Source organism: Candidatus Dorea massiliensis AP6, assembly GCF_964245105.1.
GTDB classification, from domain to species: domain Bacteria; phylum Bacillota; class Clostridia; order Lachnospirales; family Lachnospiraceae; genus Laedolimicola; species Laedolimicola intestinihominis.
On record NZ_CAXTKW010000002.1, the window covers coordinates 280,546 to 301,454 of the forward strand.

General features: G+C 50.8%; 17 protein-coding genes. 14 read left to right on the forward strand and 3 right to left on the reverse strand.

The window, feature by feature from the left end; genetic code table 11:
* The first annotated feature begins 49 nt into the window (after window positions 1–49).
* From ACESZP_RS03765 to xerD, 9 genes are all read left to right on the forward strand, one after another.
* A complete protein-coding gene (locus tag ACESZP_RS03765; RefSeq protein WP_499708074.1) occupies window positions 50–4,990 on the forward strand; it encodes a SpaA isopeptide-forming pilin-related protein in 4,941 nt (1,646 codons plus the stop codon).
* Entirely contained in the window at window positions 4,991–5,380 is a 390-nt protein-coding gene (locus tag ACESZP_RS03770) for a S26 family signal peptidase (RefSeq protein ID WP_499708075.1), read from the forward strand.
* A gap of 47 nt (window positions 5,381–5,427) precedes the next feature.
* Window positions 5,428–6,615 carry a DUF7601 domain-containing protein gene (locus ACESZP_RS03775; RefSeq protein ID WP_499708076.1) on the forward strand — a complete coding sequence of 396 codons (1,188 nt, stop codon included), beginning with the start codon at window positions 5,428–5,430 and terminating at the stop codon, window positions 6,613–6,615.
* Between the two features lie 7 nt (window positions 6,616–6,622).
* Window positions 6,623–7,366: a class B sortase gene (gene srtB / locus ACESZP_RS03780; RefSeq protein ID WP_499708077.1), complete on the forward strand. Its 744-nt coding sequence runs from the start codon at window positions 6,623–6,625 to the stop codon at window positions 7,364–7,366.
* Window positions 7,363–8,043: a hypothetical protein gene (locus ACESZP_RS03785; protein WP_499708078.1), complete on the forward strand. Its 681-nt coding sequence runs from the start codon at window positions 7,363–7,365 to the stop codon at window positions 8,041–8,043. Before srtB ends, ACESZP_RS03785 begins: the two co-directional genes overlap by 4 nt.
* A 142-nt stretch (window positions 8,044–8,185) precedes the next feature.
* Complete coding sequence (gene rny / locus ACESZP_RS03790; RefSeq protein WP_440321705.1) at window positions 8,186–9,694, forward strand: ribonuclease Y; 1,509 nt, start codon at window positions 8,186–8,188, stop codon at window positions 9,692–9,694.
* Window positions 9,695–9,818: 124 nt separating this feature from the next.
* Window positions 9,819–10,616, forward strand: a complete 798-nt coding sequence (gene proC / locus ACESZP_RS03795; protein WP_349163606.1) for a pyrroline-5-carboxylate reductase — start codon at window positions 9,819–9,821, stop codon at window positions 10,614–10,616.
* A 52-nt stretch (window positions 10,617–10,668) separates the two neighbouring features.
* Window positions 10,669–11,259, forward strand: a complete 591-nt coding sequence (locus ACESZP_RS03800) for a hypothetical protein (protein ID WP_499708079.1) — start codon at window positions 10,669–10,671, stop codon at window positions 11,257–11,259.
* 206 nt (window positions 11,260–11,465) lie between these two features.
* Entirely contained in the window at window positions 11,466–12,338 is an 873-nt protein-coding gene (gene xerD / locus ACESZP_RS03805) for a site-specific tyrosine recombinase XerD (protein WP_499708080.1), read from the forward strand.
* A gap of 183 nt (window positions 12,339–12,521) precedes the next feature.
* Here the strand turns inward: xerD and ACESZP_RS03810 are convergent, their stop codons facing one another.
* Both ACESZP_RS03810 and ACESZP_RS03815 read right to left on the reverse strand, forming a co-directional pair.
* Window positions 12,522–13,550: a 3-deoxy-7-phosphoheptulonate synthase gene (locus ACESZP_RS03810; RefSeq protein WP_178038083.1), complete on the reverse strand. Its 1,029-nt coding sequence runs from the start codon at window positions 13,548–13,550 to the stop codon at window positions 12,522–12,524.
* Between the two features lie 145 nt (window positions 13,551–13,695).
* A complete protein-coding gene (locus ACESZP_RS03815; RefSeq protein WP_499708081.1) occupies window positions 13,696–15,024 on the reverse strand; it encodes an oligosaccharide flippase family protein in 1,329 nt (442 codons plus the stop codon).
* 137 nt (window positions 15,025–15,161) lie between these two features.
* Here ACESZP_RS03815 and ACESZP_RS03820 point away from each other — a divergent pair, with 137 nt between their 5' ends.
* From ACESZP_RS03820 to mnmA, 4 genes are all read left to right on the forward strand, one after another.
* Window positions 15,162–15,623 (forward strand): Rrf2 family transcriptional regulator, encoded by a 462-nt coding sequence (locus ACESZP_RS03820; protein ID WP_178038085.1) that lies wholly within the window; start codon window positions 15,162–15,164, stop codon window positions 15,621–15,623.
* A gap of 19 nt (window positions 15,624–15,642) precedes the next feature.
* On the forward strand, window positions 15,643–16,824 hold the full coding sequence (nifS, locus tag ACESZP_RS03825; protein ID WP_499708082.1) for a cysteine desulfurase NifS: 1,182 nt from the start codon (window positions 15,643–15,645) through the stop codon (window positions 16,822–16,824).
* Between the two features lie 27 nt (window positions 16,825–16,851).
* Entirely contained in the window at window positions 16,852–17,295 is a 444-nt protein-coding gene (gene nifU / locus ACESZP_RS03830) for a Fe-S cluster assembly scaffold protein NifU (protein ID WP_158363365.1), read from the forward strand.
* Between the two features lie 172 nt (window positions 17,296–17,467).
* Window positions 17,468–18,655 (forward strand): tRNA 2-thiouridine(34) synthase MnmA, encoded by a 1,188-nt coding sequence (mnmA, locus tag ACESZP_RS03835; RefSeq protein WP_499708083.1) that lies wholly within the window; start codon window positions 17,468–17,470, stop codon window positions 18,653–18,655.
* A gap of 160 nt (window positions 18,656–18,815) precedes the next feature.
* Here mnmA and ACESZP_RS03840 read toward each other — a convergent pair whose 3' ends face one another.
* Window positions 18,816–19,616: a histidinol-phosphatase HisJ family protein gene (locus ACESZP_RS03840; RefSeq protein WP_499708084.1), complete on the reverse strand. Its 801-nt coding sequence runs from the start codon at window positions 19,614–19,616 to the stop codon at window positions 18,816–18,818.
* A gap of 238 nt (window positions 19,617–19,854) precedes the next feature.
* Between ACESZP_RS03840 and gap the strand changes: the two genes are divergently transcribed.
* Entirely contained in the window at window positions 19,855–20,868 is a 1,014-nt protein-coding gene (gene gap / locus ACESZP_RS03845; RefSeq protein WP_178038091.1) for a type I glyceraldehyde-3-phosphate dehydrogenase, read from the forward strand.
* The last annotated feature ends 41 nt before the right edge of the window (window positions 20,869–20,909 follow it).

Below are 20,909 nucleotides of genomic sequence, written 5' to 3' on the forward strand. Positions count from 1 at the left end.
GCTTGCTGTATTTCTGGTCATAAAGCTGCCTCAGCCATATTTGAAGATTTTGGCTGAAAATGAAGGAATCAGTCAGGAAGAAGAAACCAGTCAGAGCGAAGAGAACAGGCAGAATAAGGATGGCGATCCGATCGGCGGAGAAGGAACAGAGGATGGAGAGACGCCGGATTCGGATGCGGCTGTCCCGGGCGGGGATAAGTCCGGTGAGAATGCCTCAGATGCGACTGCATCGGATAAAGCGGAAGCAGATGCATCAGCTGGTGACGCGACAGCTACAGAGGAGGAGAAATCCGATGTGACTGAGCTGGCAGGGGACAGTTCCGGGGAACAAAATGAAATTGCCGTCGTATCACAGGCGGAAGAGACAACTGCAGAACCACTGGATGTGACGCCCTATATTACGAAGGTGCAGGTCTGGTATCGAACGGAAAAATCAGGCGATAACTGGGGGGAAGTAGGCGCTGATACGACCGGTATCCCTGCGGACGCTGAATTAAAATTCACCATTTCTTATAAAAAAGCGGACGCGAAGGAGGTAGAGGCTCACAGCAGGACACTTCAGTACAAGCTGCCGGATTTGCTCATAGAGCCGCATGTGGAATTAAGTGTTATACAGGACGCGAACGGAAATAAAATCGGAACGATTACGGCTGATACCTCAGCTAAGACGATTCAGATGAGCTTTACGGATGAATTCCTGAAGCGGGAGGAAGCAGAAGTCAAGACGATTGACGGTTCTTTCTCATTTTATGCAGGAGCTGACCGGGATAAGGTGAGAGAGAATCCGAATCAGAATCTGATCATAGGAAACATGAACATAAGTCTCCCATTTGAAACAGAAAGCGACGCGAGACTGGGTACTCTGAATCTGACGAAAACCGCAGGTAAGTTTATAACGGACGAAGCCGGCGTATCTTATCTGGAATATACGCTTACCGTGTCTACGGGAGACACGGCCATGCCGGAGATAAAGGTTACGGATCACTTCACGGCAAATGCGGAATATATAGAGAAGTATGTAGGTGTGACCGGTACAGAGAGCGGGGCGGGTACGAACCAGGATTCTTCTGTGGCGCCTTACGAGGTCGGAAGTCAGGCTGGAAAGGGTAAGCTATATCTGGGGAACACCATCACAGAAGCGGCCCCGATTCCGGAACAGGCCGGAGCTTCGGTTACGTCTCCGGGCGTTCTGGTGTGGAATGTGGGAAACATGAATGCACAGGAAAGCCGCAGTCTTGTTTACCGCGTACAATTAAAGCCGGAATATACAGGAGCCCAGAGCAGGGGCGCCATCACGAATGCGGCAGCCTCTTTTGCAAAGAGCTATCCGCATCAGACGGTATCGACAAACTTTGAACCGCACACCTATGTGGGAATTCAGAAGACCGGCGGCAAATATACGCCGAATGAGTCCGGAGGCGGAACCATTACTTACCAGGTGACAGTCAGTGCCGACGAGACCAATACCTATCCGTTAAAGAATGTCAAAATCAATGACGCCTTAAAGGATATTACGGATATCAGATACCTGCCCTATCTGCATTATGCAGTTGGAAGCTTTCAGCTGTATCAGGGAAGTCAGGCGGATGAATCCGAAAGGCAGAATATCGGACAGAATCCACATAAGGATCAGAGCAATCCGATCATCTATGACAGCCATACGGAAAAAAGGTTTGACTTCTATATCGACACTCTGAATCCGGGAGAAACCATGACTCTGACTTATCAGGTAGAGGTGAGTGGGGATATCTTTGCTTTGGGGAACGAAACAATTCGCATTAAAAACAGGGCGGCAGCCTATTCTGATGATACTGTAACGGGCGGAAATCAATCCTTTTCTTTCGCAAACGTGGAAAAGACGCTGGATAAAAAGGTTTGGGACAGAAAGCTCCAGAGTGAGAAGACAGCAGAAGATAAAAATGTGCCGCTCTCTGAAGGGGCTGCAGTTTACCGTTATCAGAACGCATCCGGTTCATGGGTAGAAGCGACAGACGCGGCTGCTTCCTTTACAGTACCGGCGGGAAGCTTTCCCTATCAGGTAGTGGTCAATGAAGCGGCAGACTGGGATGTGGCTTCTGCGGTTCTCACAGACACCCTGAAAAATGAGTATCTGGCTTATACGGGATATCTGCGGGTGGACTATTACGAAAGTGGTTTGAATGAACAGCCGGCAAACGACACGCAGGCAGTGGAGTTTCTGAAGAAAACGACGGTGACGAAGACGGTATGGGCGGATATTGACAAGATGTCTACCTTCAGTTTTAGTCCGAAGGAACTGGGCATGGCAGATGGAGACGTATGTAAGGGCGCTTTCCTCTTAACTTATTACGCGAAACCGAACCAGGTATCGAACGTCAGTCAGGTGACAACCGGTAATGCCTTTACGGTAGAAGGCAAAGTGGTGGGACCTGGCGGAATTTCGGTGACTCTGGCCGGTGTGCAGGTAAGCACATCCACCGTGTTACAGGGAGAGAAAAACCTGAATCTCGTAAAGTCGGGCTGGTATTTCGACCATAACAAAGAAAGCAGCGGCGACTGGGAGCACGGGCGCTTATATTGGGTGATTGACGTTACCGGAACGGAGATTAGCGCAGGGACACAGATAAAGGACGTGCCTTCCACCGACGTCGGCTCCCTGCATCAGGTGCGTGGCACATCCATGGTAGGTCTGTATATCGGAACAATTCCGGATGGAAAAAGTTTTACGGATTACTATGGTTCGGTCAGAGAGCTGGAAGCAGATAAGAAAATGAAGAAGCTTTCGGGAAATGATAAAAATGGCGAAATCCTTCCAGCGGATGCGGACTATGCATGGAGCGCGCCTGCAGATGGAACATCAGCCACCATAGAAATAAAGAAAACATTGACATTACAAGAGGGTGAGCATCTCTACATGGTTCTGCAGACCAGACCGACTTATAATCTGAACGGGACAAGAGCCTGGAGAAATTATTATAATGATCTGTGGTTCAGGGAGAGCAGCACTTCGGAATTTATGAAAGTAAATAGAACAGTACTGCGTGGAACTTCAGCCGGAACCAATTTTAAAGAAATGGCCGGCGTCTATGAATACAGCGGTGGATCAGACTGGAAGGTCATTTCAAATGAAAAAGGAAATATCAGCCAGCTGCTTCAAGATGAAATTACAGAGCCGGGCACCTATGTGGAGTGGCGAATCAAGATCAACTACGCCGGGGATCTGGAAGGTACCGTGCATGTGGAGGATCAGATTCCGGAGGGACTGACACCGGTATACGCCAGATATTTCTGGATTGCGAAAGAACTCTTTGATAATCCGCCTGTGGTTCCGGAAATCGGTGAATACAAGAATGATCAAAACTGGGAAAAGCTGGAGACAACCGCGCTGATAGATGGCAATGACAGAGGAAATGTAGAGAGGACCTGTATTTCCTACTTTAACAGTGAGACAGGACAGCTTCAGTTCCGGGTGGAAAACCTTCGGAAGGGCGGCGAATCGGCGGATCAGCGTTCTCTGGAAATCCAGGTGCTTACAAGGGTCAGCGATCCGGAGATACTGCTGAATGGAAAAGAAAAGGAGTTTGTCAACGCAATTACAGTAAAGAATGATTCGGATAAGGTGATCAGTAATTCTTCCGCCACGGTAACAGTTACAAAAAAGACCATCAGTAAAGAAATGGGAAGCGTGGATAACAGCAAGCTGCCCTTTACATTGCAGGTAAACAGTCTGGGAGAGGATCTGGTAAAAGGAGAAGATACCCTGACCCTGGTGGACGAAATGAAGGATCCGCTGCAGTTTGATACGGAATCGCTGAAGGTAACGGATAAGGACGGAAACCAGGTATCCAATATTTTATCGCGCATTGAAGATACAGAGGACGGACAGAAGCTGATACTGACCATACCCGACGGACAGGCGCTTACCATTACCTATGACGCGATCCTGAACAGCCCGCCGGATCAGGATATTTCCGTAAACAATGCGGCGTACTGGTGGGGGCAGAGCAGCGATATTGCGCAAATCAAAGATGCCACAGTAAGGTACACGGTGAGCTCAACAGCGGAAACCACTACCTATCCGGTGCTTCAGGTGAAGAAAGTAGATAAGGACAATACAGCTGCCGCACTGAATGGAGCAAAATTCAGGCTGGAGCAGGTGTCCTGGAATACAGAGGAAAAGTGCTGGAAAAAGGTGGAAAATGGAACGGACATAGTAGGAACCACCGGCAGCACAGGCAATCCGGCTGGAATATTCTCTTTTGGAAACACAGACGGAACAAGGTTACAGTATAATACCGTATATCGCCTGACGGAAGAAGAAGCACCGGAAGGGTATGTGCTGGATAAAACACCGCAGTACTATGTGGTTGCCAAAAAAGAGGATGACAATTATCCGCCGGAGCTGGAAAAGTGGCGGGAATGGGGGGCGAAGATCTCCTATTCCGGAACCACATACTACGTGACAGCCTACAATGAAAAAGGCAGACTGGGACTGGAAAAAACCTTTCAGAATGTGAATGGGGAAACGGTCACCGGTTCCGGGCTGCCGGATGGCAGTTACCGGTTCGGACTGTATCCCTATCAGGAATCGGGAAGCTATGACAGTACAGCGGCTTTGCAGCTTCTAGAGGTTATCTGTCAGAATGGAAATGTGACCTATAAGCTGAACGGCAGCTCCACAGAAAAGCCGGAGTTTACGCAGGTGCCGGTGGGAGCGCAATACCGTGTGCTGGAGCTGGATAGTAATGGCAATCCCATAACATCCACGGGTACCGTCGTCACGATGGCCAATGGCCTGAAATATCGGGTGGAATATAAGAGCGGAGCCGATGCCGTCACCATTTCGGAGGATGGAACCGCGGAGTCGGTGAAGATCACGAACCGGCAGTATGCTGACATGGAGCCCGGAACGGGAATCTTCACGGAATCCAATCTGATTTACGGAAGCCTTCTGGGCGGAATCGTGATCGTTGGAATCCTGTTTTGGATAAGCAGACGGAGACGCAGATAGATGAAGCAGGGACTTGGAAAAGGATATCTGAGATTATTTGTGCGGGCAGCCGTATTCCTTCTGATTCTATATCTGGTATTTACCAGAGCCCTTTTTCTGGGGCGGGTGACCGGAATGGAGATGTACCCGTCCCTGAAGGACGGAGATCTGGCCCTGGGCTATCGACTGGAGCGGGAATACCGGACAGGCGACGTCATAGTATATGAGGCCGGCGGGGCGTTACATTTCGGAAGAGTAGCGGAAAAAGAGGAAGAAAATACAGGCGAGGAGACGCTGTCTGTGCAGCAGGATTACCAGACAGACCCGGAAGACAGCCCGGATGGCGACGAAGTACCTCGAAAACAGGTAAAGGGAAGGATTATAACAATTCTCAGAAGAAGAGGCCTGTGAGAGAAAAAAGCAGCAAATAGAAACCAGTCAAAAGGAATGAAAAACTTATGAAAAAGAAAGCATGGAAAACGGTATACGGCGTGGCGCTGGCAGCAGTGCTGGTGCTGGGAAATGCAAAGACAGCAAGAGCGGAAGACGGCGGAGCAACCACGGGCTATTCGTTCAATAAGGTATATCAATTGGATGGAGACAGCGCGGAGGGCGCCAAAAGCCCGGCAGAGACATTTGTGTTTGAAAGTGCGGATACAACGCCCCGGGAGAATCAGGCGACGCTGTATGCAGTGTCCTGTACAAAATATAATAGCGCCGCCAATCTGGATCAGATCACAAAGCTGGGAGAGCTTCCGGCGGGACAGGCTGACAGCATTCCGGATACAGCAAAAGCAGTAACCATTGGTTCTGTCACGTATGCGGAAGGGAACCTGTCAAAGACAACGGACGCGGCGTCAGCACCCGTTACGCAGCCGGTGGCAGTCGCGGTCACGGCGGACAGCTATCAGAGCGTGGGCTACTATTACTATGAGTTCCGGGAGAAAGCGGGAAATACAGCCGGCGTAACCTATGCCGCAGATACCTGTGCGGTCCGCGTGGCGGTGGTTAATGACGATTCCGGAGCCCTGAAAATCGACAGTGTAAGGCTGTATAAGGTCAATGCAGATGGTTCCTTAGGCGACAAAGCAGAGAATGTAACCAATGTGTACGCCGCAGGCAGCTTGAGCGTCACAAAGACAGTTACTGGTAATATGGGAGACAGAAACAGAGAGTTTGATGTAACGGTTACCTTTACCGCGCCTGCCGGAACAGAAATCCACGCGCCGATCGCCATCAGCACCAGCGCCGGTATAACAGGCAATCCGACAGAAGCTGTTATCAATGCTGCAAAAACCGGCGCAACCGCTTCCGTTAAGGTGAAGGACGGAACAACGGTAGTATTTTCCAATATTCCGAAGGGCGTCACCTACCAGGTAACGGAGACGCAGGCAGACGGCTATCACACACCGAAATACAATGGTACAGAGTCTGCCGGCGGCAAAAGCGGAACCATAACGGATACGGCAGCCGGAGCCGGCACAGTGGGAATGACGCAGTCTGTGGAGATTGAAAACAAAAGAGAGACAACCATCGACACCGGCATCTTCCTTTCCGATCTGCCCTACGTCCTTGTACTTGCGGGCATAGCGGCTGCAGCTCTTTTGTTCTTTGCAGGTAAGAAACGCCGTGACAGAGAAAAATAAGCAGAGTATGGGAAGCATTCTGCTGAAGCTGCTCAACAGACTGCTGGATGTGGCTGTTTTGCTGACGCTGCTTGTAACAGCGCTTTACTGTGTCTACTGCATCTGGGATAATAACACCATCTATGACGCGCCGCTTAAGCTTCAGCAGGAGCTGAGAAAGCAGAGGCCAAAGGAAGAAAGTCCATCCTTTGAAGAGCTTCAGAGACTCAATCCGGATGTGGCGGCCTGGCTGACCCTGGAGGGTACCGGAATCGATGACCCAATTGTGCAGGGCGAGGATAACCTGGAATATCTGAACAAAAATGTGTACGGGGAATATGCCCTGGCAGGAAGCATTTTTCTGGATTCCAGGTGCGACAGAACATTTTGGGGCGCATACCAGCTGGTGTATGGACATCATATGGAAAAGCACAGGATGTTTGGGGAGCTGGACCGGTATCTGGAAGAGGACTTTGTGGAAGAGCATACCACGGGAACACTGATGGTTCCGGGAAAAACGTATCCGCTTATGTTTCTGGCGGTTATGAAGGTGGACGCAGCGGACTCCTGCATCTTTGAACCGCAGGATTGCGGACCGGATTCGGATGTGTTTCAGCAGGCAGTTTTAACGAAGGGGCAGTATGTCAGAAAGGAGCTTTTGGAGAAGCTTTCAGAAGAACCGGATAGCTGGGCTGTCCTGGCTCTCAGCACCTGTTCGTCGGAAAAGGAAGAAGAACGTATTGTTGTATTGATGGTATATGAGCGCAAATGAGAAGAATATTTTACAGAGTAAGAAGAGTAAAAAGATATAGTTTATTGATAGCTTTGGGGCTGTTCCTGATGTTGGCCTTTCCGGTGTACGCGTCAGGCGGCAGCCGGTTTACCCTGCCGGTAACAATTACCTGGGGACAGGGCGGTCTGAATGAGGACAAAACATATCAGTTGGCCCTGAAGGGACTGGATGAAGGGTGTCTCATGCCGGACGGAAGCCAGGAGGAATATTGTGTAACACTGACTAGGGACAAGACCATCACGCAGCTGCCGGAAATCCGGTTTGAAAAGCCGGGAGACTATCATTATGTACTGACAATGACCCGGGAGGATCAGAAGCAGATCGCTGTGTATTATCTGCATGTCATGGCTGTCAACGGGAAAAATGGAGAATTGACAGTTACATCGACTCTGCGGGAAAAGGATCCACAGGGAGCCAAGACTGACGAACTTCAGTTCGTGGACGACGGGGGAAAGAAGCCGGAAAAGGAACCGGAGAAAAAAACGGAAGATAAATCAGGGCAGAAATCCAGCCGGCAGAAGCCTTCTGAAACAGGTACCAGGGTACAGACAGGCGATGAAAATGAGGCGGTATTCTGGATCATTTTGCTTCTTGCGGGTATTACCGGACTGGGAGCTGCTGTTACCCAACTATTACTTGACAGAAAGGTAAAATAAGTATAGAATTTAATAGTTGTATGTTATTCCTAATCGGCAAAACTTATAAAAATAAGCGTGTCAAACAGGTTATATTTGTACAATGAAAATTAAATAAGGAGGTGCTCCTGTGCCGTTTTATGTTCTTATAATCGTTGCGATTGTGTGCATTGTGGTAACGGCTCTTGTGACCCTGACTGTCCGCAAGAATACGGTCGAGAAAAAGGTCGGTAACGCGGAAGAGAAAGCAAGAGAGATCATCGACGACGCACTGAAGGTCGCGGAACGATCCAAGCGCGAAGCTTTGCTGGAGGCGAAGGAAGAATCACTGAAGACAAAGAACGAGCTGGACAAAGAGACAAAGGAACGCAGAGCGGAGCTGCAGCGTTATGAGCGCAGAGTGCTTGCCAAAGAGGAAGCTCTTGACAAGAAATCTGATGCCCTAGAACGCCGTGAGCTGAGTTATGCGGCCAAGGAAGAGAAGCTGGCGAAGCAGACAGCTGAGATCAACAAGCTTCAGGAAAAAAGAGTACAGGAACTGGAAAGAATCTCTGGCCTTACCTCCGAACAAGCAAAAGATTATTTATTAAAGACTGTTGAAGACGAAGTAAAACATGAAACCGCTGTGCTCGTCAAGGAACTGGAGAGCAGAGCAAAAGAAGAAGCTGACAAGAAGGCAAAGGAATATGTAGTAACGGCGATTCAGAAGTGCGCTGCCGACCATGTGGCAGAGACGACGATCTCCGTGGTACAGCTTCCGAACGACGAGATGAAGGGAAGAATCATCGGTCGTGAGGGACGGAATATCCGTACTCTTGAGACATTGACAGGCATCGACCTGATCATCGACGATACCCCCGAGGCAGTCATTCTGTCAGGCTTTGACCCCATTCGCCGCGAAGTGGCAAGGATTGCGCTGGAAAAGCTCATCGTGGACGGACGTATTCATCCGGCACGTATCGAAGAGATGGTAGAAAAGGCGCAGAAGGAAGTGGAGACCATGATCCGCGAGGAAGGCGAGGCAGCCGTTCTCGAGGTTGGCGTCCATGGAATTCATCCGGAGCTGGTGAAGCTCCTGGGACGAATGAAGTTCCGTACCAGCTATGGTCAGAATGCATTGAAGCATTCCATCGAAGTAGCGCACCTGGCAGGACTTCTGGCAGGCGAGGTCGGCGTAGACGTCCGTATGGCGAAGCGCGCCGGACTGCTTCATGATATTGGTAAATCCATTGACCATGAGGTGGAAGGATCCCATATCCAGATTGGTGCAGATCTGTGCAGAAAGTACAAGGAATCACCGATTGTTATCAACGCGGTAGAATCACATCATGGTGATACGGAACCGACATCTCTGATTGCATGTCTGGTACAGGCGGCAGATACCATTTCCGCAGCCCGTCCGGGTGCCCGCAGAGAGACGTTGGAGACGTACACAAATCGGTTAAAACAGTTAGAGGATATCGCCAATGGTTTTAAGGGCGTAGACAAGTCTTTTGCAATTCAGGCAGGTAGAGAGATTCGTGTAATGGTAGTTCCGGATCAGGTAGATGACGCCAGCATGGTATTGCTGGCAAGAGATATTTCCAAGCAGATAGAAGCTGAGTTGGAATATCCGGGTCAGATCAAAGTAAATGTTATCCGCGAAAGCAGAGTAACAGATTACGCAAAATAAAAAGACGAAGGATGTCGCAGGGCGGCATCCTTTTTCGATCGGAATCCAAGTGGACTGTGAATGAATTCCACTTGGATTCCGGTCAGATTTTGAACAGAGGTTGATGAAAGAGGAGGAGATACAGATGGCAGAGATAGGATTTATCGGAATGGGTAATATGGGTTACGCCCTTTTGAAAGGCGTCCTGAAAGAGTTTCCGGCGGAAAAGCTGATTTTTACCGCAAAGACCACGGAGACAAAGCTGCGGGTGCATGCGGAAACCCAGGTGGTATACGCGGAGTCCAACGCGGAATGCGCCAACAACTGTAAATACGTGGTACTGGCTGTGAAACCCCAGTATTATCCCCTGGTGCTGAAGCAGATCCGCTACGCGGTGACACCGGATCATGTAGTAATCTCCCTGGCTCCGGGTATCACCATTCAGAGCCTGAAAGAAACCCTTGGCTCAGATCGGCGGATTGTACGGGCTATGCCCAACACCCCGGCTCTGATTGGCGAGGGTATGACAGGGCTGTCTTTTGACGCGGAGGAATTCAGTCAGGAAGAGATTGATCGGGTACATCAGATCTTCGGAGCAGTCGGAAAGTACGCCGATGTGGAAGAACGGATGATGAGCGCGGTGGTCTGCGCCAGCGGAAGCTCTCCGGCTTATGTATACCAGTTTATTGAGGCACTGGCGGATGGCGCAGTGCAGTTTGGCCTTCCGAGAGCCCAGGCATACACCTTTGCGGCCCAGGCAGTAGCCGGCGCAGCGAAAATGGTACTGGAGACCGGTGAGCATCCGGGAGCATTGAAGGATAAGGTCTGCTCTCCGGGCGGAACCACCATCGCCGGTGTGGCGGCGCTGGAAAACGCGGGATTCCGGGGCGCGGTGCTGAAAGCCTGCGAGGCCTGCTATCAGAAATCCGAAGGAATCAAATAGTATGAATGCGGCGGCCCTCTCATATATTGAAAGGTATATGGGAGGGCTTTTTATGTGGAAAAAGTTTGCGGGCACAAGGAAAACGTTTCTGCCGGTGTTCCTGACAGGATTTGCGGCGGGAATCTTATACATGGTGTTCTTTGGCCGGGCGGCAGCGCATGAGACAACCCTGATGAGCCGTTATTTCTTTTCCAGATATCAGCAGGTGGAGCTGGCCAGCGGCGAGCTGCTCTGGTATATTCTGAAATCACGTGTCAGTTTTTTCACATTGCTGTGGCTGACCGGTTTTACCTTCTTCGGCACAACGGCGGCATTTCTGTCTCTGGCATGGATGGGCGCGGCGCTCGGTATTACATTGACGACGGCGGCCATGAAGCTGGGCTTTATGGGAATTCTCATCTGTCTTGCCTCGGGTCTGCCACAGGTTTTCCTGTATGTGCCTGCGGTAGCCTGGCTTCTGCAGAAAATCTGTGAGACATCGGAGAATCATCTCTGGAGAGGACACCGATACGGTGGGGGAGGTAGACAGGCGGCGCCGTATCTATTGGTCTGGGGACTTGGATTTCTGCTGCTTTTGGCCGGCTCTCTGCTCGAAAGTTATGTAAATCCCATGTTTTTGAAGCTGATTTTAAAAAATATTTAAAAATATTTTACGAATTCTTTACCAGATTTGGTGGAACAGGAAAAGAAGAAAACCAGATATTGTGGAAAGCCGTAAAAAGCCTTGATTTTACAGTATTTTGCGAAAAAAAGATCATTGCTTTTCTGATGATTTCTTACTATAATAAAATCCAAAGACTTTAGAAGAAAACGGCTTGGGTGAGCATAAGCTGAGGGGCACATGGATATATGGAACAAGAGATTAAAGGATTCATGTCTTATTTACATAATGTGAAAAAGACGTCCCGGAATACGGAGCTTTCTTATCAGAGAGATCTGATGAAAATGATGCATTTTCTCCAGAAGCAGAAGGTAGAGGATGCGAAAGAGGTTACAGAGACAGCCTTGAATTCCTATATTCTGGACTTGGAAAAAAATGGAATGTCAACAGCGACGGTATCGAGAAATATCGCGTCCATGAAGGGTTTTTATCTGTATCTTTGGAAAGAAGGCAGCATCAGTTCCGATCCGGCAGAGAAGCTGAAAGCCCCCAAAGTAGAAAAAAAACTGCCTGAGATCATGTCTGTGGAGGAGATGGAGCGCCTGCTGCGGCAGCCGGGCGACCGAACAAGCAAGGGTCTGCGGGATACAGCCATGCTGGAGCTTCTATACGCCACCGGTATCCGGGTAACCGAGCTGATTTCTCTGAAGATGGACGATGTGAACTGGAAGCTGGATTATATCGTGTGCCGCGACCGGAATAAGGAGCGGATTATTCCCTTCGGTCCGAAGGCGAAGAAAGCACTGGAGCATTATCTGAAGGAGGCGCGCGGTCAGCTCATAGGCGATAAGAAATGTGAGATGCTGTTCCCCAACTGCTCCGGCGAGGGCATGAGCCGTCAGGGCTTCTGGAAGCTTCTGAAGCAGTATGTGAAGCAGGCGGGTATTGAGATGGAGATTACGCCCCACACCCTGCGTCATTCCTTTGCGGCCCATCTGGTGGAAAACGGCGCGGATCTGCATGTGGTGCAGGAGATGCTGGGACATTCGGATATCTCCACGACCATGATGTACGCGGCGAGAACCCGGGAGATATATGCGAAGGCGCATCCGAGAGGGTAACAGATAGAATAAAGTGACGAGAGATTCCTGATAATAATACACGGGAATCTCTTTTTTTACTCTATAGGAAACACCGTGTTACGTTAAAGTGCGAAAACTATGATTCCTATAGAGTAAAATAGAAAGAATAGAAAAAAGGGAGACGGTTGAACGCTCTCCCTTGGTATATAAGCTGTTTTTGAATTAGCAGCGCTCCGCGATCTCATACAGCAGCCGCTCGGAATCTTCCCAACCCAGGCAGGCGTCGGTAATGGACTTGCCATAGACATGGTCGTGAATGCCTTGATTGCCTTCCTCGATATAGCTCTCGATCATCACGCCCTTGACCAGCTTGCGGATGTCGTCGGCGCAGGAACGGCTGTGCAGAACTTCTTTGACGATACGGATCTGCTCCTTGAACTGCTTGTTGGAGTTGTTGTGGTTCGCGTCTACGATGCAGGCCGGATTCTTCAGCTCTCTCTGGGCGTAGAGATTGCAGAGGTTCCGCAGATTCTCATAGTGATAGTTGGGCAGGGACACGCCGCGCTCATTGACAGCACCGCGAAGAACCACGTGTGCCAGGTCATTTCCGCTGGTCTGGACGTCCCAGCCATGGTAAATGAAGGAGTGGCCGTTCTGTGCCGCGTGAACGGAGTTCAGCATAACGGAAAAGTCGCCGCTGGTGGGGTTCTTCATGCCCACGGGAATGTCGATGCCGCTTGATACCAGACGGTGCTGCTGGTTTTCCACGGAACGGGCTCCGATGGCGATATAGGACAGGAAATCCTGTACATAGGGCAGATTTTCCGGGTACAGCATCTCATCGGCTGCGGTCATGCCGGTCTCTTCGATGGCGCGGATGTGCATGTGTCGCAGGGCGATGATGCCAGCCAGCGGGTCCGGCTTCTTCTCCGGATCCGGTTGATGCATGATGCCCTTGTAACCGTCGCCGGTGGTACGGGGCTTGTTCGTGTAGATACGGGGGATAATCAGGACCTTGTCCTTAATCTTCTCCTGTACCTGAACCAGACGGCGCACATAGTCGCAGACAGCCTCTTCATTATCTGCGGAACAGGGTCCGATGATGGCGATAAAGCGGTCGGATTCGCCGGTGAAAATTTTACGGATTTCTTCGTCTCTCTCTTTTTTTATCTGTGCCACATGGTCGGGAACCGGATACATTTCACGGATTTCCTGGGGGGTGGGCAGCTTTTGCTTGAAATCGAATGCCATTTTTCATAACTCCTCGTTTGTAGATATTGTGATGACGGACGTTCGGCGGGCAGGCCACAGACCCGCTCGCAAGCGAGCTATCCGCTGCGCGCCGAACTGTTTCTATCATAATACATGAAAACGCAAAAGTCACGCAAATTTTACATTAATTATGTAGGAATTCCTGTAAAGAAGCCAGATTCATCCCGCATACGACCAACTGTCCTGCCAGCAGTCCCCACAAATATCCCTCGATTCCGAAGCGCGGTACAAAGCACAGGACAAAAAGGATGCGAATCAGAATGCCCGCCAGATTATTGAAAAAGCCGGTTCCGGTGCGGCCAAGGCCATTTAAGATGCTGTGTAAGGTGTGGTTCAGATACAGAAACGGGCAGATCCAGGCCAGGGTGATGATGAAGTCTCCGGCCAGGGTGCTTCGGAAGAAAAAGTTCCCGAGAAAGCGTCCGAAGAGCAGAAATAGGACGGTAAAACTGATTCCCAGCGGCAGGCAGAAGGACACGGTTTTCCGGACCGTGCGGGAAAGGTTTGCGTCGTCCCCGGCAGCCTGGGATTCGGATACAGAGGGCAGCAGCATGACTGACAGAGCGCCTGTCAGGACGCTGGGAAACAGGATAAAGGACAGGGCCATGCCGGACAGGGTTCCATAGACGCTGAGCGCCTGCTTCGTGGACAGGCCGTATTGTTGGAGACAAAGGGGCAGCAGAATGGATTCGGCGCTGGCCAGCAGATTCATGCAGAGCCGGTTGCCGGTGACCGGAAGCGCCATGGCCAGCATCTGCCGTGTCAGGGAAAAAAGGGAGGGCGCGCCGGAGCCGTCCGCAGATTTTCCGGGAGGGGCAGATTGCCCGGAGACGCAGAAAACACAGAACAGCATGGACGCAAACTCCCCGATAACCAGACCAATGACGGCGGTTAGCGGGGACAAACCCATGCCCTGTTCACAGGCCACCCGGTAAATGAGAAAGACAGCCCCCACACGGGACAGCTGCTCGAAAAGCTGGGCAGCCGCCGGAACCGCGGGCTTCTTTAACCCGTAATAATAGCCGCAAATGCAGGAATGGCAGGCACCGAAGGGAATGGTGAACGCCATAATGCGCAGAAGCGTTCCGGTGCGCGTTTCCCGGAGAATGTGCCGTGCCAGAAAAGCAGCATTTTCATACAGGAGAAAAGCGGTGGGGATGGCAAGCCCCAGAGCCAGGAGAAGCCCCACGCGCAGAACCTGTCTTGCGCTCTGCGGACGTCCGGTCCCATTTTCCCGGGAGACGAAGCGGGAAACGGCGATCTCGGCCCCGGAGGTGGTCAGCGCATAACAGACTCCGTAAATGGGAAAAATCATCTGATAGATGCCGATGCCCTCGGCACCGATGGCGCGGCTTAAGAATATTTTATAGAAAAAGCCGATGAGGCGGGTCATAAGGCCTGCCGCAGTCAGGAGCAGCGTGCCGCCGACCAGCGGATGAAGCTGTTTTTTCATAGATTTCCCTAAATCAAAAATTATAAGTAATATATGGCAAAAACCTGCTTGACAGAACCTTACCTGAGTGTTATTATCAATACGAAATCCGACAAAAGTACTCGGAATTCAATAACCTTTGAGTGCGAGGTGACAATATGAAATTGTCTACAAAGGGAAGATATGGACTTCGCGCGTTGATTGATTTGGCCCTGTACAGCGAAAATGAGACGGTTTCCATCGCCAGTATTTCCGCCAGACAGAATATATCGGAAAGCTATCTGGAACAGCTGATCGCGAAGCTCCGCAAGGCCGGACTGGTAACCAGCGTCCGGGGAGCGGGCGGCGGCTATAAGCTGGCGCTTCCGGCGTCCGAGATTTCCGTGGGAGATATCCTGCGGGCCCTGGAGGGAAGTCTGGACGCGGTGAACTGCCCGGGACTGGAGGAGGAAAGCAGCTGTGGCGGTTCTGAATTCTGCGTGACCAAGTATGTCTGGCAGAAGATTAACGACAGCATTAACCGGACCGTAGATGAGATTAAGCTGGATCAGCTGGTCGAAGAAAGCAGGAGCATGAAGGATGAAGCCGGGACCAAGGAAAATACGTCCTGTTGCATCTAAAAAAGAAGGAGATATCACCATGAAGAAGTTAATTTATCTGGATAACGCGGCGACCACAAAGACAGCGCCGGAAGTTGTAGAGGCCATGCTGCCCTATTTCACAGAGCATTACGGCAACCCCTCTACCGTATACAGCCTTGGCGGCGAGAGCAAAAAGGCCATCACAGAAGCAAGAGAGACCATCGCGAATGCGCTGGGCGCGCAGACTGAGGAGATTTATTTCACCGCAGGCGGAAGCGAGTCTGACAACTGGGCGCTGAAAGCGACTGCAGAGGCATATAAGAGCAAAGGAAAACACATTATTACCACAAAGATCGAGCATCATGCGATCCTGCACACCTGCGAGTGGCTGGAGAAGCATGGCTATGAGATTACGTACCTGCCCGTAGATGAAAATGGTGTGGTCAAGGTCGAGGAACTGAAGAAAGCCATCCGTCCGGAAACCATCCTGATTTCCGTGATGTTTGCAAATAATGAGATTGGAACCATTCAGCCGATCAAAGAGATAGGTGAAATCGCCCATGAGCACGGCATTCTGTTCCATACCGACGCGGTACAGGCTTTCGGTCAGGTGCCCATCCATGTAGACGAGTATCATATCGACATGCTGAGCGCCAGCGGCCACAAGCTGAACGGCCCCAAGGGCATCGGCTTTCTGTATATCCGGAAAGGTGTGAAAATTCGTTCCTTCATACACGGCGGCGCGCAGGAGCGCAAGCGTCGTGCAGGTACCGAGAACGTACCGGGCATCGTAGGACTGGGCAAGGCCACCGAGCGCGCCATGGCGACCATGAAGGAGCGTACCGATAAGGAAATTGAGCTTCGTGATTACCTGATTGACCGCGTCATGAAGGAGATTCCCTACACCAGACTGAACGGCCACAGAACCACCCGTCTTCCGAACAACGCGAACTTCAGCTTCCAGTTCATCGAGGGCGAATCTTTGCTTATCATGCTTGACATGGAAGGTATCTGCGGTTCCTCAGGCTCCGCCTGCACATCCGGATCCTTGGATCCGTCCCATGTGCTGATGGCCATCGGCCTGCCCCACGAGATTGCGCATGGCTCTCTGAGACTGACGCTGAACGAGGAGATCACGAAAGAGGATCTGGACTTCGTAGTGGAGAATCTGAAGAGAATCATCGACCGGTTACGTAGCATGTCACCGCTCTATGAGGACTTCGTTAAGAAAAATAAATAATTTATAGAAATAGAGGAGAAATCGATTATGTACAGCGAAAAAGTAATGGATCATTTTCAGCATCCCCGTAATGTAGGAGAGATAGAGAACGCCAGCGGCGTCGGTACCGTCGGCAACGCAAAGTGCGGCGACATCATGCGTATGTACTTGGACATCGACGACAACGGCGTCATCCAGGACTGTAAGTTCAAGACCTTCGGCTGCGGCGCTGCAGTTGCCACCAGCAGCATGGCGACCGAGCTGGTAAAGGGCAAGACCATCCAGCAGGCCCTGGAGGTGACCAACAAGGCCGTTATGGAAGCTCTGGACGGACTTCCCCCTGTCAAGGTCCACTGCTCCCTGCTGGCAGAGGAGGCCATTCACGCGGCACTCTGGGATTACGCAGAGAAGCACGGTATCAAGATCGAGGGCCTGAAAAAGCCGAAGTCTGATATCCATGAGGGCGAGGAAGAAGAGGGCGAGGACTACTAAAACCAGTCTTGCCTTAGCATAGAAAATGTGTGTTGCATGGGAAGAATGTGGTGTCCTTCCTGTGTAGCGCACATTTTTGTATACAGAGTTTTGCCACAAAGGGAAATTCAGATGTTGGAAGCTCCCTTTTTCCCAGGGCAGCAAAGAAAAAACAGAAGGAAATAGAATAAATATGGCTAAGAAAAAAGTAGTAGTAGGAATGTCCGGCGGCGTGGATTCCTCTGTGGCGGCCTATCTCTTAAAGGAACAGGGCTACGAGGTCATCGGTGCCACCATGCAGATCTGGCAGGATGAGGATGAGTTTACCCAGGAGGAAAACGGCGGCTGCTGCGGTCTGTCTGCGGTGGATGACGCAAGAAGAGTGGCGGCCCAGCTTGACATTCCCTATTATGTCATGAATTTTAAGACGGATTTCAAAGAGGCAGTCATGGATTATTTTGTGGCGGAATACCTGGCGGGCCGGACGCCGAACCCCTGCATTGCCTGCAACCGTTATGTGAAATGGGAGGCCCTCCTGAAGCGTAGCCTGGACATCGGCGCGGACTACATCGCCACAGGCCATTACGCCCGGGTGGAGCAGCTGCCAAATGGCCGCTACGCCATCCGTAATTCAGTGACCGCAGCGAAGGATCAGACCTACGCCCTGTATAACCTGACTCAGGAGCAGTTATCCCATACCTTGATGCCGGTGGGCGCTTACTCGAAGGATCAGATCCGGGAAATCGCGGGAAAGCTGGGCTTCCGGGTAGCGAAGAAACCGGACAGCCAGGAGATCTGCTTCGTGCCGGATCAGGACTATGCCGGTTTCATTGAGCGGACCACCGGAGAACCCTCAAAAGAGGGCAATTTCGTCACTGCAGACGGTACAGTACTGGGCCGCCATAAGGGTATCATTCACTACACCATCGGCCAGCGAAAAGGCTTAGGCCTGGCCATGGGCCGCCGCGTGGTGGTCACCGAGATTCGCCCGGAGACCAACGAGGTGGTCATCGGCGAGCAGGAAGACGTGTTTACCACGACGCTCCGGGCGAACCGCCTGAACCACATGTCTGAGCCGGATTTCCCCGAAGGAAAAGAGGTACTGGCTAAGATCCGCTACAATCATAAGGGCTCTCCCTGCGTCATCCGCCGGGAGGGAGACGATCTGGTGCGTGTGGACTTTAAAGAACCCGTCCGCGCCGTGACGCCGGGCCAGGCCGTGGTCTTCTACGACGGCGACTATGTGCTGGGCGGCGGAACCATCGTGCGGACGCCGGAATCCTTTTGTTCAGAGGCAAATATGCGATATCTGGATCGCGTAATTGAGGATATCGAAAGTGAAAAAGTAAAGCTTACAGAGCACGAGCTGATAGAGGATTAGTGGATGAAAATGCTCTGGGAAGAATTGTGTATCGGGGAAAAGATGGATTTATTGTGATAGCAGCCTGCAGGGGACATTACGAAGAATGAGAAGAAGAGGCCGTTGCAAAATAGAGAAATCATCATTTTGCAGCAGCCTTTTTCTATATAACAGAACATATTTATAACGGCACAAACTCCGCCTTCCGCTCCCGGAATACTGTAAAATACCGGAATCCGCATTTCCGCAGCACTTCTTTGGCGTCCGCGAACCGATACGCTACATACTCTGTCGTATGGGCGTCCGATCCCATGGTAATGATTTCTCCGCCGAGCTCCTTATAGCGGCGCAGCACGTCGTGACAGGGGTTTGGCTCGGAAAGTCCGGCCTTGTAGCCGCCGGTGTTGATTTCGATGCCTTTGCCCTTTTCTATCAGCAGCTTCAGAACCGCGTCCACCTGATCGGCATGCTTTTTGTAAGAAAAAACGCGATCCCCATCCGGTACATAGCGGATGATATAATCGATATGCCCGTATACATCAAAATCATCAAAAGCCCGGATATTCTGAAGGGTCACATCCAGGTACCGGTTTACGCCGGAAGCAGCGTCATAGGAGGTCCAGAAATCCGGATAGTAAGGGTCAAACCGATCCACCAGGTGGGTGGAGCCGATCAGAAAATCGAAGGACTTGTCTGAAAGCCATTGCCGGTAAGCATCCCCCAGCTGGGGCTGGATCCCAAGCTCTGCTCCGATACGGATTTCAATGCGGTCATGGTAGGCCTCCTGAAGCCGATGCATTTCCCGGAAATAAGCGTCCGCATCCAGGTCAAAGCTTACATCGGAATAGGGGTAATCCATATCCAGGTGGTCGGTCATACACATAAGAGAAAGCCCCTGCGCTAGCCCCTTTTTTATCATTTCCTCCGTGGGCGTCTCACTGTCCCCGGAAAAACAGGAATGTAAATGGTAATCAGCAGTCATATTTTTCACCTCTGCAACGAATATACACCCATCTTAATTGAAAAAATACACAATGACAAGAAAAAGATCGAAGGGAAATTCATTGTTTTGACAAAAATTGCACAACGTCAGGGAAATTGCGGAATTGGGACTTGCTTTTTTGTATGGAATTGGGTACAATAATTGCAGGTTGGGCTCTGTCCTGAAAGGGGCGGAAAACCACGAATAATCTAAATTCATATTTAGGAGGAAATTTAAAATGGCAGTAAAAGTAGCGATTAACGGTTTCGGACGTATCGGCAGACTTGCATTCAGACAGATGTTTGGCGCAGAGGGATATGAGGTTGTAGCAATCAACGACCTGACAAGCCCGAAGATGCTTGCTCACCTGTTAAAATATGATTCTTCTCAGGGTAAATATGCTCTGGCAGATACCGTATCTGCAACAGAAGATTCCATCATTGTTGATGGCAAAGAGATCAAGATCTACGCAAAGGCTAACGCAGCAGAGCTTCCGTGGGGAGAGATCGGCGTAGACGTAGTTCTGGAGTGTACCGGATTCTACACCTCCAAGGAGAAGGCTTCTGCTCATATCACAGCAGGCGCTAAGAAGGTAGTTATCTCCGCTCCGGCTGGAAATGACCTTCCGACCATCGTTTACAATGTAAACCACGAGACACTGACAAAAGAGGATACTGTAATTTCCGCAGCTTCCTGTACAACAAACTGCCTTGCACCGATGGCTAAGGCTCTGAACGACTACATGCCGATCGAGTCCGGTATCATGTGCACCATCCACGCTTACACAGGCGACCAGATGATCCTTGACGGACCGCAGAGAAAGGGTGACCTGAGAAGAAGCCGTGCAGGCGCTATCAACATCGTTCCGAACAGCACAGGAGCAGCTAAGGCAATCGGCCTTGTTATTCCGGAGCTGAACGGCAAGCTTATCGGCGCTGCACAGCGTGTACCGACCCCGACTGGTTCTACTACTATCCTGAACGCAGTTGTTAAGGGTGAGGCTACTGTTGATGGAATCAACGCAGCTATGAAGGCAGCAGCTACCGAGTCCTTCGGTTACAACACAGACGAGATCGTATCTTCTGATATCGTTGGTATGAGATTTGGTTCTCTGTTCGACGCTACTCAGACCATGGTTGTAAACCTTGGCAACGGCACATCTCAGGTACAGGTTGTTTCCTGGTACGACAATGAGAACTCCTATGTATCTCAGATGGTTCGTACAATCAAGTACTTCGCTGAGCTCGCTTAATCAGTATTGAATTAAGACCTTAAGAGGTCCGGTCTTTATGG